Source organism: Rouxiella silvae (assembly GCF_002093625.1).
Classification (GTDB): Bacteria; Pseudomonadota; Gammaproteobacteria; order Enterobacterales; family Enterobacteriaceae; genus Rouxiella; species Rouxiella silvae.
Genome location: NZ_MRWD01000061.1, coordinates 1 through 13,145, shown reverse-complemented (window position 1 = coordinate 13,145; position 13,145 = coordinate 1). Strand labels below are relative to the sequence as shown.

The following is a 13,145-nucleotide window of genomic DNA, read 5'->3' as shown; positions in this document are numbered from 1 at the left end:
GACACAGAAGCATCGACAGTTAAAGCCAGAACTTGTTTTTGCTGGTTTTACCTATGCCGGGATTACAACTGTTGGTCGGATCGAGCTGACGCATATGCTGTTCGTATTCATCAGACGCATGATACTGATGACCCACATTGTGTTCAGCAGGATATCTGGCCCCGCGCTGGTCGAGATACTCCAACACTTCGTGCTTGAACACCTGCGGATCAACACCCGCCTTTAAAATATAATCTTGATGATTAACAAAGCAGAAAAAGTGACCACAGCACGAGTCTTCAAGCACCTGAGCCTGTAAATGCGGCGGTAAGACAATGCGCCACTGGTCGTCGTTACGGCGCAGGGCTACGTCAAAGGCCATCAGTCGCTGATTGGTATCAATGCCCTTAGAGTCGCAGTAAGAAACCGTGCATCCCCCTACGCCAAATCGCACCAGAAACGCATCTTTCTCTTCTCGTTCGTCACAGGCAAAAAATTGGCCCTCACGACCGGCGAAAAACGGGGTCAACAATCGTTGAAGCTCAGGAGCATGCCGTGCTTCGGTTTTGATCATCAGGTGATGCTCAAACTGGTCACGGTAATCTAAAATTCGCTTCGCCACTCTTTTCGGCGTCAGGTTATTCACGGTCTGCAAAACTTTGTCGACGACGTTCAGCGGCAGAAGGCCGGTTTTTTTTACCCGCACGTCCCATCTAGCCTTTTTAGCCATCAGCGAAGGCAGTGCTTCCGGCCCCAATCTGTCAATCGCCCAATAGACGTGCTTCGAATAACGCACTGTCATATCAAAAGCATGGCGATGAATATATTCCGCCTGCTGCGGCAGCTCTTTGAGGTTTTGCAGCAGATAGCGGCGCAGATCAACCAGTTCTTTCTCGTCATTGGTGCCGATATAGTAGGTTTGGGTCGTATCACCTCTGTCGAATGTCGACAGGCGCACGGCAAAAACCGCCACTTTCCCGGCACTGCCCGCGCTGTCGTGTAGATACTGCGCATTGCCGTTGAATCGCGTCGGGCTATTGGCCTCAACGTCGCGAATAACCGAGGCGTAATCGTCAGCCCAAATTTTACCTTCCCAATCCGCTTCTGTGCCTGTGGTGTAGTCCTGACTTTCGAGGCGAGTAATCATTTCCTCAGGGGTAGTGCCCAGAAATACGCCTAGGTGATTGACCAGCGATAGCACGCCGTCGTTGTTGATTTGAGCAAAGAGGGATTTTTCGGTAAACGCCGGTCCGCGACGAATAAGCGAACCGCCGGAATTATTACAGACGCCGCCGACTACCGACGCACCAATGCAGGATGAGCCAATGACTGAATGTGGCTCTTTCTGATGCGGATGCAAGGCTTTCTCAAGCTCTGTTAAGGTGCTGCCCGGAAACGCAATGACCTGCTGTGCGTTATCAATGACCTGCACGCCTTTAATACGCCGAGTGCTGACAATCACTACCTCGCGGTCGTAGTCGTTACCGTCGGGCGTTGACCCTCCGGTTACGCCGGTATTTGATGCCTGCATTAAAATGATTTTATCGCAGGCCACACAGGCCTTCAGCACCTGCCACAGCTGTAATAGCGTCTCAGGAATGGCAACCGCCAGCGCCTGCCCTTGTCCGACGCGAAATCCCTTGGTGTAATAGGCTTTGTCATTTTCACGGGTAAGAAGCTGCTCAGCGTTTAAAATCTGCTGCAACTGAGCAATTATCGTGCTGCTGTTCTCCATTTTTACTTTTCCCTTGCCGTTAAAATGGTGCTGCACCAGTGAGAACACGGTCGATGACCCGCAGCGCACCCTGATCGTTGTTGTCGGTGGTTGAATAGCTCGCCACCTCAACAACCGCGGGGCTGGCGTTAGCCATCGCAAAACCGAAACCAGCATGGCGCAGCATCTCGATGTCATTATCGCTGTCACCGATGGCAACGACCTCTTGGTCTTTTATATTCCAGCGCGCCTGTAACAGGCTCAGGCCGTGGGCTTTATGAAGACCGGGAACGATCAGGTCAATAAAACCAAATCCACTGTTTACCGGCTGAGCGATATCACCCACTTCAAGCGCCAACCGTTGTAGCAAATCAGGAACGGCTTCTTGCTGAACCCCAAGCGAAAACTTGAAAATAATGTCATCAAGCGCATAAAAGTCTTCAACTTTTTTGAGGCGTCGATAGTGGTTCGACATTTTATCGATCACCACTTCAGGCATTGAAACGTGCGCGTAGGCGCTATTTTTGCCGCAGACCACCTTCTGGATATCAGGCACGTCTGCCAGCACATCGAGAATGCGTGCTATCTGTACTTGAGCAAATTCACCGCAGTGAATCTCTTCACCAGCGTCTACGACGTAGGCACCATTTTCGGCGACAAAAGCGATTTCATGCTGAATTTCGGGGAAGTAATGTACCAACTGGTAGAATTGATTCCCGCTTGCGACCACAAAGCGAATGCCTCGCGCTTTAAGTCTGGAATATTGTTCAAGAAAACGAACTTTATCGTAGGATTTCTCGTCATTGAGAAAGGTACCGTCCATATCAACCGCAATCAGTTTTATTGACATACATATTCCATTATCAGCACAAAGGGAAAATCATCAGCTTCAGTTATCTAACAGTAACCGTATAGTTTTAAATCTTATCAAAATCGCTGAGGATCATCTAACCGAAAGACGGCTTTTATTGACTTGCACGCTGACTTTTTTGCAGCGTGTGTATGCCCTCTATAATCATCAAAAGGCTAACAAAAATCAGCAAATCGAAGCTGAAATTCATGGCAAACAGGTGACGCGACATATCACGATACCCCTCACCAAAAAATGTCACATAAAACTGCGAGCTGGAGAAACCACCCAAGATGAAAAGCAGCTTGGCGTTGGGTACGCGATACAAAAAAATTGAAGTGATAGTGATCAGAAAACTGATTAAAAAACGCCAAGGGGTAAAAATGCGGTCTTTAAGTTGGGTGACACTGCTAATAAATCGGTCATGAGTCACGACATACTTATTGTGATAACCAAGAAAGAAATAGTCCTCTGTCATCTGGCGTTGAATACCGGTATCAAAAGACAGCTTAGCCAGCAAAATGGGTGATTCAATAAAAATCTTAAATGTTTTGAAAAAAGACACATCAGATCGGTGTCGCCTAAAACAACTGTTAGTTTCTTCAGGGGCAATCACTCTTCCAAGCTGTAGATCATATTGTGAACCCCAGATATCAATTCCTACACAGTTTAGATCTACGGCTTTATCTATTTCTAAGTTATTTAGTTTTTGATAGAGATAGCCACCAAAATAATTAGAATGGTATTTATTGAGATCTGTAGATTTACCCGACATAAGGACAAACACGACTGATAATGCAAAAGAAACCAGCAGTACAATTGTAGTGCGTTTATTGAATTTTCTATCAAACAGTCCTATTGCAATAAGAATTAGCAGCGGGAAATAAAAAAACTGTGTTTTCGTGCAAGCAACCATAGTGGCAAAAACAAACAGTAAAGTAGCGGAGTATTTTACTGGTTTAATCAATAGATAACAAATTACCGGCAATGTGACAATAACAATGGAATCTGGATAAAATGAAGCAAGGAAAGCCACAATAGAAGAGGAACACAATGGGATAATCAATAAGGAAAATATTAAATAGTGATGTACTTTCTTATAATTTAAAAAAACTTTACTCAATAAAAATAGCTGCATCAAGAAGAGTAACTTGAGCAGTGAAGCCAGCATCATCAAATCAAACCATGAGGTGAACAGAGAAAGTAGACGGGCGTAAGCATACACAATCACACTGTAAACACTGAGCTCATGCAGTTGCCAAATAGGGACAAAGTGAGCTTTCATCTGCCAAGAAAGCGCCATATTCGGGTCTTGAAAAGGAATATCCCCTAGAAAACTACTGGCTATACGAAAATAATCGGCATTGTTAATCGTGAACGTGGCACCGGAAAGCATAAGAAGGACTAGCCACAACGTCAGTACAAACCACTGGTTTGAAGTAAGCTTGCGCATAATGTCCTTAAGGACTGATTGTACTACAGAATGGTAAGTGGCTAGATTATCCACCGAGGGAGTTGAGAAGTGTTGGCTAAATAATTGAATTAATAGACGTCAACTAAAATAGTTTAACAAACATACACCTCGCGCTTAATTAACCTACACTTTTTCATTACCCCTCTAAACTATGGGATCTAGATCACACTTAATCACACGCCTAACTCAATCTTACCTCCCGCAAGCACGTTATTTCGCCTTATAAAACCTGGGTTGAATCGTCTGATAAGGGAGAGGAAGCTTGTCTTCGTTAAAAGTTTATGTAATCTTTCGCACGCCAAAAATGTGCGTCAGATCACCTTTTATAACTACGCATTAATTTAACCAGGGTCAAATAACGATGCTCCTCGAGGTGTCGGGATTTTATCGTCAAGTCAGAGGCGCTATAAGGCGGATAATCTGGCAGTTGTAAGTCACAGGGATTTTTATGAACGACAATTCAAAAAGTTATAAAGGGCCTCTTGCCCTGCTAACGGCACTGTTCTTTATGTGGGGCTTAATCACCTCACTGAATGACATCTTGGTTCCTCACCTGAAGTCTTTGTTTGAGTTAAGCTACGTCCAGGCTTCATTGGTGCAGTTCAGCTTCTTCGTTGCTTACTTCGTGATGTCGTATCCTGCCGGTAAAGTTGTCAGTAAGTTTGGCTACAAGGCCGGTATTATTATGGGCCTTATCGTGGCCGCAGTTGGCTGCGTGCTATTTTATCCTTCGGCTTCGCTACGCTCTTATCCGCTATTTTTATTGTCGCTGTTTATTCTCGCTTCGGGTCTGACCCTGCTGCAAGTGGCAGCTAATCCGTACGTTAATTCATTGGGTAGCGCTGAAACGGCGGCCAGTCGTCTCAATCTAACACAGGCGTTTAACTCGCTGGGCACCACCATTGGTCCGGTTTTGGGTGGCATGTTTATTCTCTCCGCTACGGTGCTTACCGCCGATCAGATAGGACATTTGCCTGCCGGCGAGGTTCAACACTACTTCGCAAGCGAATCTGCTTCGGTGCAGATGCCTTATCTGGTTCTGACCGCCCTGCTGGTGCTCATTGCCGTTGTAATAAAATGCAGTAAGTTGCCAGTTATCGCTGATGAAAAAGAGCAGGATAATAGCCAAGATAAAAGCTTGTGGAAGCAAAAACATCTGGTGCTCGGCGTTATGGGTATTTTTGCCTATGTGGGTGCAGAAGTTTCTATCGGCAGTTATCTCATTAGTTTGCTGGAACGTCCTGACATTGCTTCACTTTCTGCGGTGGATGCCAGCCAAAAGTTGTCGCTTTATTGGGGCGGCGCAATGGTAGGACGATTTATCGGCAGTGTATTGATGACTCGTATCAAAGCCAACCGCCTGCTGGCATTCAATGCAACGATTGTGGTGCTGCTGATTGCCTCGGCGATATTCATGCGCGGCACTTTCAGCATGTGGGCCATTCTGTCTGTGGGTCTATTTAACTCAATCATGTTCCCAACCATTTTCTCACTGGCACTGAACCGGCTTGGCGGGTTGACTGGACGCGCTTCCGGCGTGCTGTGCATGGGTATTGTTGGTGGCGCGGTAATGCCAATCATTCAGGCAGCCGTCGCTGACCATGTATCACTGCTTGTGTCGTTTGTTGTGCCTTTGCTGTGTTACATATACATCGCATGGTACGGATGTAAGGGTTACAAACCTGCACACTAGGTGTTATTTGACCCTCTCACAATGAGGGGGTCAAAATTCAGAGATCATAAGTTTTAACGTCATTTACTTGCACCAATTGTTGCATAGCAGGAACAATTCTAAAAAACGCCTTCGTATACTCGCGGTTTTGAAAAAATAGGGTAGGATGAATTTACTGATTCGAGTCATCGAATACCCTCATTAACGCAATCGAAAGGTGTAAATATGTCTAACAAAAAAATTCAATGGAATGGTGCCTTGCAGCCTGAAGCGGTTGAAATCTTATCAAAAGACGGCGGCATGATTGTCTGCCCAACCAAAGTTGGCTACATCATCATGACCTCCGATGCGAAAGGTCTGGATCGTAAATTTGAAGCCAAAGAGCGTAACCGCAACAAGCCAGGCGTAGTACTGTGTGGCTCATTGGAGCAGTTAAAATCACTCGCTCAGCTGAACCCAGAAATTGAAGCGCTGTATCAGCAGCACTGGGACAAAGACATTTTGTTGGGCTGTATTCTGCCGTGGAAAGAAGACGCGAAAGCACGCATTCCTGATGATGGTTCAAAAACTATGATGATGGACAAACGTGACACCAGCTGCTTCGTAATTAAATTCGGTAAACCGGGCGAGATTCTGGCCAAAGAACTGTGGGAAAATCACGGTAAGTTTTCCTTCGCCAGCTCTGCCAATCCATCAGGAAAAGGCAACCGCGGTAAAGTGGAAGGGATCGGTGAGCGTATAGAATCACACGCTGACCTGATTATCGAAGCCAACGAATACGTGACCTCTATTCAACCCAACGAAAGTGAAAAAACCCGCTACGAGCAGGGTGTGATGGTCTCAATGGTTGACGAGAACGGTACATTGGTACCTGAGCAGAAGGGCCAACGTAGCGTAACACCTTGCCCTATCCTGATCCGTAAAGGTCTGGACGTTGATAAAATCATGTCTATCATGTCTGATATTTTCCTGACCTGGGACTACCGCCAAGGTAACTACTACTAAGTCCGGATTTATTTCAACAAAAGGGCGCCGTTAATTGGCGCCCTTTTGCATTTCTGCCCATTAAAATATCTTTAATCAGATAAACTTTTAGTGGGATGACCTATTAATCGAATAAATAAGTCTTTTTAAGCTTTCTCTCTAACTCATCGACAAAGAGTCTCACCCGAGCCGACAACATATTCTCAGATTTGAATAATATCCACGAATGGTAAGTGTCCATCTTCCACTCAGGCAATAGACGCACCAGTTTGCCCTCGCGCACTGACTCTTGCGCAATATAGTCTGGTAAGTAGGCAATGCCGCCACCGGCAATAGCCGAACTCATCAATGCTACACTGTTATTCATACGAAAACGGCTGAGCACTTCGATGTCGAGCTTCTGTTTGTCTTTGTAAAACGGCAAAGATATGGTGTGTGCAGGACCACGGAACAAAATATAGTCATAGCGTGGGAGATCTTCAGGCCGTTTAATTTCAGCCAGTCTGGCTACGTATTTTGGCGCGGCATACAGCCCCCAGGTAATAGGGATCAGCGGTTTTACCTGCGCGCCTTCAGGCCTGTCGCGGGTAATAACAATGGCAAGATCGTAAAGCTCATCGGCCATATTGACCGGCCTGTCGGTGAGGTCGAGATCAACATTAACGTGAATATTATTGTTAATGAAGTTATTAAGGACCGGTACTACACACTGGCAGCCAAAAGTGACCGGTGCAATCAGTCGTAGGTTGCCCATCGGCTCTTCATGGAAATGACGGATAAAATGCTCCGCCCCCTTAATTTCATTGAGAATACGATTGCAGTACTGGTAGTAACTCATGCCGACATCAGTGACGGCAATTTTACGCGTAGTGCGGTGCAACAGCTGCGCGCCAAGTCGAACTTCAAGACTGGCTATTTCGCGGCTAACCGAGGACTTGGATAGCCTCAATGATTTTGCAGCCTCGGTGAAACTTAACGTTTCAACTACGCGAGCAAACACCACCATGGCAGTAAGATTTTCGATATTATCCATAAGTGTGCTTGTTCACATCCCACAGTTTCATCACTTGCGTGATACCGGCTTCAATGTCGTCAAGAGTGACACCGTCACGCACCAATGTCGATATTCCCAGTAAAAAACTGTCAAACAGCGCAGTAAGGCCTGCAATATCTGTAGATGAGCTTAGTTCACCGTCATCCATTGCGCGTTTTAAACAGGCTTTAAGTCCCTGCCGAGTGCGGTGGCGAGAATCTTCCAGCGGTTTCATTACCTGCTGATTTTCCGCCGAACAGGCGGACATCACGCCTAGTGCCACCATACAACCTGGGGGATGCGTCTGCTCGCACTGCATTCTTGCTGACTGGCGCATAGCGCGCTGAATAGCCTCACGCGGTGACAAAGATTCATCCCACAGCGGTTCGGTGACTCGGCCGTGGGAGTTCATATAGCAGCTTACAGTTTCTCTGAACAGTGCCTCTTTTGAGCCAAAAGCGGCATAAAAGCTTGGCGCAGTAATGCCTTGACCAATAGCGGCTTTAAGCTGTGCCAGCGAAGTTGACTCGTAGCCATTTTGCCAGAAAAGGTGCATCGCCTGCTGCACAGCAAGGTTGCGGTCAAACTGCCTTGGGCGTCCGGTTCTCATTTTTCATACTCTCGCGGCAAATTATGACTTGTATACTAAGTGATATATAAATCATTGACAAGGTCGCCCTCTCATGACAAAACTTATGTACTGATCGATATATATGTGAGAAACAAATGACGCGTATTACTCAATTTTCTTCTTCCCACCACGCTCCGGCGCAAACATTACCTATAGTGCCGCTACTGGCTTTTGCAATGACTGGTTTTATCTGCATTATGACCGAAACCATTCCTGCTGGTTTGCTACCGCAGATTGGCGTAGGTCTGAACGTCTCTATTTCATATGCAGGGCAGCTTATTTCTGCCTACGCGGCAGGATCGCTTATTGCTGCCATTCCCCTCACGATGCTCACTCGGCGCTGGCCGCGTCGGCACGTTATCTTGCTGACTGTATTAGGTTTTTTGATATTTAATACCCTAACTGCGCTTTCCGATAACTATCTTCTTACGCTGTTTGTACGCTTTATGGCCGGCGCGTCTGCCGGGCTAGCCTGGAGTTTGCTGGCCGGTTATGCGAGGCGCTTGGTCGTGCCAGCGCTTCAGGGTCGTGCGATGGCCATTGCGATGGTGGGCACCCCCATCGCGCTGTCGCTTGGGGTTCCACTCGGTACATGGATGGGTAACTTACTGGGCTGGCGTCTCACTTTTGGGGTGATGTCGGTACTTTCTTTATTGTTGATGGGCTGGATTTTGCTGTCGGTACCTAATCTACCCGGACAGTCTGAAAAATCATCGTTGTCCGTCAAAAAAGTGCTGTTTATGCCCGGTGTACGCTCGGTATTGGCGGTAGTGATGGTTTGGATGCTGGCTCATAACATTCTCTACACCTACATATCTCCGTTTGTGGCACAGGCCGGATTAACTGCCCGTGTGGACCTCGTGTTGCTTACCTTTGGTCTTGCTGCGCTAATTGGTATCTTCATTACTGGACGATTAGTGGAACGTTTTCTACGACGTACTGTGCTGTTGAGTTTGGGCGTATTTGCCTTAACGGCGCTGGCATTTGCCATCGCATCGGCTTCTCCCGTGGTAATTTTTTGCGGTGTGGCGGTATGGGGACTGACCTTTGGCGGCGCAGCTACCCTGCTGCAAACCGCACTTGCCGATGCTGCTGCAGAAGGTGCGGACATTGCCCTGTCTTTAAACGTCGTCATATGGAACACGGCAATCGCACTTGGCGGCTTGGTCGGTGGCCTAATCTTGAGTCAGTCAGGCGCGCAGTATTTCTCATGGGTGGTACTAATGCTTGCCCTGCTGGGCTACCTGATTGCATCGCGCGCCACTAAAAACGGCTTTCCTAAAGGTCATCGCCAACACGGCTCTGCCGCAGTGTAATAACTCACGGCGTTCATTCGCCTTAATCTGAAGAGTGGGAGATGGCCTTCCTGAGTACTTAGGCAGGAAGGCCAGCGACACTAACCAGATACCGGTGTTAATACAGGATCGGTGAGATATCTTGTCGGAAACAGCTGTTTCAAATCAGTAATCTTGGGCATGTCGTTGATAGCGATATAAGGCGCATCAGGGTTTTCTACCAGGTAATTCTGATGATATCCTTCGGCCGGATAAAAATGATTGTGACTTTCAATCTTGGTCACCAACGGCTTAGTGAAAACTTTGCTGGCGTCGAGCTGGGCAATATAGGCCTGTGCTACGTCCTTTTGCGAATCACTAAGCGGAAACAGCGCCGAACGATACTGTGTGCCACTGTCTGGTCCCTGGTGATTAAGCTCGGTGGGATTGTGCGCCACGGAGAAAAATACCTGCAGCAGGTCTCCATAGGTTACCAGCGTAGGGTCAAACGTGACCTGTACCGACTCTGCATGGCCAGTATCGCCAGTACTTACGGTTTCATAATTTGCCGTATCAGCTGCCCCGCCGGTATAGCCTGCGACGACCTTAGTCACCCCTTTTACATGTTGGAATACGCCCGCAACTCCCCAGAAACACCCTCCAGCAAATAGCGCAGTTTCAGAATGCGATGTGGCGACAGCTTCATCTTTCTGCGGAGCAGGAATAACCACAGCAGGCTCAGCGCCACCAAACGACCAAGCAATACTGCACCACAATAAAGCGGTAATACCCATCAGTATGCCCCAGGGGCCGGTGCGACGTAGGGATAAAAAACTAACCTTGGCTGTTTTCATGATGTTCCTCACAGATGAGTAACCAGATACGCAACCACGGTGGTTGCTCATAAGATCTTAGGTCTATAACACCAAAATGACAGCCCAAGCAGGTTGTTGAGATGACCGCATGATGACAAAATTGTCATCATGTTCTGGTCTACTAATCATTAAATGGTCCTTATCTTATTACCATTCACCGTACGGATAGGTTTTCCCCTTGATAAAGTCTGGAGTACCTCCGTAGTAAACATAGCCATACGGATGCTGTGTTATTCCCTTACACATCCTTCTCTTGTCGCCCGCGACGGTACTGATCCGCGCGCCACGCTGCATTACGGCCGGTTTACCCTGATTGGCCAACCAGATCCGCACCACGCCGCCCGGGGCCAGGCCAATGATCATATCGCTACGCCAGCCAGGTTTTTTCGGATCCTCCCAGGCGGCATAGCGCGTCGTCATTTGCTGCCAGGTTTCTCGGCCAAACCAGATAAGCGTTTCATAGGGCTGTTTATCGATTACCGAGTCCCAGCAGAAATGCATGCTGACCGGCAGCGCATTGCCCACGTTATAATTTGCAGAAAAGTTACCGATAATTTTGCTCCATTTCCCCACACTTATTTGACTGGGTCGGGTTGGGTCAAGGTTCCTGTAGGTAGTTCGATCAATATTCCCGTCCTGAACTATCGCGAACGTCATCACCGCGGGCAGATTTTTAGGATGGAAAACGTTAAACTGCCAGCGGTCGTAGGGCAGCTTTGTTCCCCACTGTTCAACGCCGTCGCCAAAGGGCGTCGTCACCCCCTGCCTTCGGTCATGACAGCCACTCAGTAGGCTCAGCGCCACCATCAATCCCCCCCCGATTGCCAGCCCGTTCACTGCACGTCCTTTAGAACAACTCATCCAGCGCATCCGCGTTTATCCTTTGTCTTTCTTTTAGCCACTGAGGGTCGTCCATTTTCCACACCGTGCGTACCCAGCCATTGCAGGGTGCATTTGGCCATGCAAAGGCTTTTTCATAGGCGGCTCCTCGGTTTTGTTTTAAAAAAACCTCATTGCTGTCGGGATCAACCCACAGGCTAGGGTCCGAGACGATATTCCAGTTTGCTGAGCAGTGAATATAACGCCCAATAATATGCATCTCCGACTCGGTATAGCCGACAACGTCTTGACCGCGCCGCACGGCGCGTCCTTGAGCGATAGCCTTCTCACAGAGATGAATGAGTTCTATGGGTAAAATTGTATCGGGATTAACTGGGTCAATTTCTTCAAAAATAACGCCTGCATCCTGTGCCGCATCCAACATTACCCGCATGCTGACCTTTTCCCAGTCATTGGGAATGCGCTGGCGCTTGAGGAACACGGCCGCACCGACGTTCTTTTCAAATATGTTTGCACGCGATTTATTTTGATTTTCCTGTGGCCAGGAAAAGACACGGGTTCTTACTTGTCCATGGGGTAAGATATATTTCAGCGCCGGAAGTCTGGTAAGCAACTTTCTCATGGCCTCCGTTTTGAGATACGTTTGGGTTTGCCGTTCAGGCGTGCTTTCCCGCACTCGTTCAATCCTAGGCATGGTAAGCAAATTATCTTCGTTCTCAGGGCGCTCGGAATTTGCGGCGTTGTATCCCCCACCAATATTGGAATGCACGCCAGGTAGCAGTAATTCCGGCCAAGCACCGCAGATGCTGTTGGCACTAAAGTTGTGACGACACTCGTGCATTGCACTAATCTGAAAAACGTGTTTCGCCACCGACGGGCGCAGTTCTAAATTAACGCCTGGATTACTGCGACTATTAAGATCGTAAAAATTAAGCAGACTGCCAACTGCCGCTACGGTGTCAAACAGTCCAATAAAACGCACCTCACCGGCGGGTTTTCCATGATTTATGGCTGAGATTAGCCCCTTGTTAATGGCGTCAGTAATGGCCGAATCCTGATGCATCACACGATTAGCGAAGTGGCGAGCAGAGGCCGCACCGCGGCTGAATCCAAACAGGTCGAACTGCACTTTTGCAATCGCCACCTGCCCTTTATTTGAATTAATGAATCGTTTTAATTGAATGCTAATTATATCTAGCGCACGATCGGTTTTCGTCACAACGCCCTGAAAACTCTCTAATAGGCTGCTGCCCAGTGCCATGCCTATTAACGAGTCACCTTTACCGTCTTCAGTGCCTACTCCTGAAACATAAGCACCAACCTGCGCAGTTAGCTGCTTATCATTTAATTCACCATCAATTTTATAAAGTTGAAACAACCGGCTGATATTGGTTATTCCTCCACGGTAACTGGTATTGCTTATTATATTCTTGGTAAGGGTTTCGTATTTCTCACAGGCCTTTGCTCTTTCATCATTCACCACATTACTACAGTCACCGTAGGCCAAGGTACGATCGAGCATGTTGGCCTGATTGTTGCCCGTACCGTCAAAAAAAAGGCCAACGGTTAGCGTCACGCCCCGCACCGGTACCTTTCTGACTAGAACTGTTTTAGTGGTGCAGAAAATATCTGTTTTATGAGTGGCATCCCCCACAATTTCATAACGATAATACTCACTGTTTAATAAGGAATCATCTTCTCCTTCATCTTTATTTTTCATAAAAATCCTTTTTAATAAAAATAACTCGACTGGCCATTTTTCTCATTGAAAATATAACGAAAGATGTTTTAAATTCAATTAATCTATTAAAGTCATCTT

The 13,145-nt window shown here is 47.3% G+C and carries 11 protein-coding genes; 3 read left to right on the top strand and 8 right to left on the bottom strand.

Annotated elements, in window-relative coordinates:
* Positions 1-19: 19 nt before the first annotated feature.
* The 3 genes from dld to BS639_RS20370 form a co-directional block, all read right to left on the bottom strand.
* Positions 20-1,714 (bottom strand): D-lactate dehydrogenase, encoded by a 1,695-nt coding sequence (gene dld, locus BS639_RS20380; protein WP_084984167.1) that lies wholly within the window; start codon positions 1,712-1,714, stop codon positions 20-22.
* A gap of 19 nt (positions 1,715-1,733) precedes the next feature.
* A complete protein-coding gene (locus BS639_RS20375) occupies positions 1,734-2,543 on the bottom strand; it encodes a Cof-type HAD-IIB family hydrolase (protein WP_084984166.1) in 810 nt (269 codons plus the stop codon).
* 115 nt (positions 2,544-2,658) lie between these two features.
* Positions 2,659-3,996: a hypothetical protein gene (locus tag BS639_RS20370; protein ID WP_084984165.1), complete on the bottom strand. Its 1,338-nt coding sequence runs from the start codon at positions 3,994-3,996 to the stop codon at positions 2,659-2,661.
* A 469-nt stretch (positions 3,997-4,465) separates the two neighbouring features.
* On the opposite strand from BS639_RS20370, the gene fucP reads away from it, so the two are divergent.
* Positions 4,466-5,710, top strand: a complete 1,245-nt coding sequence (gene fucP, locus BS639_RS20365; protein WP_084984164.1) for an L-fucose:H+ symporter permease — start codon at positions 4,466-4,468, stop codon at positions 5,708-5,710.
* A 204-nt stretch (positions 5,711-5,914) separates the two neighbouring features.
* The gene (locus BS639_RS20360) at positions 5,915-6,694 is read left to right on the top strand and encodes an L-threonylcarbamoyladenylate synthase (RefSeq protein ID WP_055771972.1); all 780 of its coding nucleotides are present in this window, start codon (positions 5,915-5,917) and stop codon (positions 6,692-6,694) included.
* A gap of 103 nt (positions 6,695-6,797) precedes the next feature.
* On the opposite strand, the gene BS639_RS20355 is transcribed toward BS639_RS20360, so the two are convergent.
* Both BS639_RS20355 and BS639_RS20350 read right to left on the bottom strand, forming a co-directional pair.
* Positions 6,798-7,706 carry a LysR family transcriptional regulator gene (locus BS639_RS20355; protein ID WP_084984163.1) on the bottom strand — a complete coding sequence of 303 codons (909 nt, stop codon included), beginning with the start codon at positions 7,704-7,706 and terminating at the stop codon, positions 6,798-6,800.
* Positions 7,699-8,316 carry a TetR/AcrR family transcriptional regulator gene (locus BS639_RS20350; protein WP_055771966.1) on the bottom strand — a complete coding sequence of 206 codons (618 nt, stop codon included), beginning with the start codon at positions 8,314-8,316 and terminating at the stop codon, positions 7,699-7,701. Before BS639_RS20350 ends, BS639_RS20355 begins: the two co-directional genes overlap by 8 nt.
* A gap of 197 nt (positions 8,317-8,513) precedes the next feature.
* Between BS639_RS20350 and BS639_RS20345 the strand changes: the two genes are divergently transcribed.
* The gene (locus BS639_RS20345) at positions 8,514-9,653 is read left to right on the top strand and encodes an MFS transporter (RefSeq protein WP_233427725.1); all 1,140 of its coding nucleotides are present in this window, start codon (positions 8,514-8,516) and stop codon (positions 9,651-9,653) included.
* A gap of 80 nt (positions 9,654-9,733) precedes the next feature.
* On the opposite strand, the gene msrA is transcribed toward BS639_RS20345, so the two are convergent.
* The 3 genes from msrA to BS639_RS20330 all read right to left on the bottom strand — a co-directional run bounded on the left by msrA (position 9,734) and on the right by BS639_RS20330 (position 13,046).
* On the bottom strand, positions 9,734-10,465 hold the full coding sequence (gene msrA, locus BS639_RS20340) for a peptide-methionine (S)-S-oxide reductase MsrA (RefSeq protein ID WP_055771959.1): 732 nt from the start codon (positions 10,463-10,465) through the stop codon (positions 9,734-9,736).
* 168 nt (positions 10,466-10,633) lie between these two features.
* Complete coding sequence (locus BS639_RS20335) at positions 10,634-11,347, bottom strand: DUF2931 family protein (protein WP_139804158.1); 714 nt, start codon at positions 11,345-11,347, stop codon at positions 10,634-10,636.
* The gene (locus tag BS639_RS20330) at positions 11,334-13,046 is read right to left on the bottom strand and encodes a T6SS phospholipase effector Tle1-like catalytic domain-containing protein (RefSeq protein ID WP_084984161.1); all 1,713 of its coding nucleotides are present in this window, start codon (positions 13,044-13,046) and stop codon (positions 11,334-11,336) included. Before BS639_RS20330 ends, BS639_RS20335 begins: the two co-directional genes overlap by 14 nt.
* Positions 13,047-13,145 lie beyond the last annotated feature (99 nt).

What these genes read in the sequence shown, in the direction of transcription:
- dld (WP_084984167.1), bottom strand. Translation starts at nt 1,714, where the DNA reads ATGGAGAACAGCAGCACGATAATTGCTCAGTTGCAGCAGATTTTAAAC.
- BS639_RS20375 (WP_084984166.1), bottom strand. Translation starts at nt 2,543, where the DNA reads ATGTCAATAAAACTGATTGCGGTTGATATGGACGGTACCTTTCTCAAT.
- BS639_RS20370 (WP_084984165.1), bottom strand. Translation starts at nt 3,996, where the DNA reads ATGCGCAAGCTTACTTCAAACCAGTGGTTTGTACTGACGTTGTGGCTA.
- fucP (WP_084984164.1), top strand. Translation starts at nt 4,466, where the DNA reads ATGAACGACAATTCAAAAAGTTATAAAGGGCCTCTTGCCCTGCTAACG.
- BS639_RS20360 (WP_055771972.1), top strand. Translation starts at nt 5,915, where the DNA reads ATGTCTAACAAAAAAATTCAATGGAATGGTGCCTTGCAGCCTGAAGCG.
- BS639_RS20355 (WP_084984163.1), bottom strand. Translation starts at nt 7,706, where the DNA reads ATGGATAATATCGAAAATCTTACTGCCATGGTGGTGTTTGCTCGCGTA.
- BS639_RS20350 (WP_055771966.1), bottom strand. Translation starts at nt 8,316, where the DNA reads ATGAGAACCGGACGCCCAAGGCAGTTTGACCGCAACCTTGCTGTGCAG.
- BS639_RS20345 (WP_233427725.1), top strand. Translation starts at nt 8,514, where the DNA reads ATGACTGGTTTTATCTGCATTATGACCGAAACCATTCCTGCTGGTTTG.
- msrA (WP_055771959.1), bottom strand. Translation starts at nt 10,465, where the DNA reads ATGAAAACAGCCAAGGTTAGTTTTTTATCCCTACGTCGCACCGGCCCC.
- BS639_RS20335 (WP_139804158.1), bottom strand. Translation starts at nt 11,347, where the DNA reads ATGAGTTGTTCTAAAGGACGTGCAGTGAACGGGCTGGCAATCGGGGGG.
- BS639_RS20330 (WP_084984161.1), bottom strand. Translation starts at nt 13,046, where the DNA reads ATGAAAAATAAAGATGAAGGAGAAGATGATTCCTTATTAAACAGTGAG.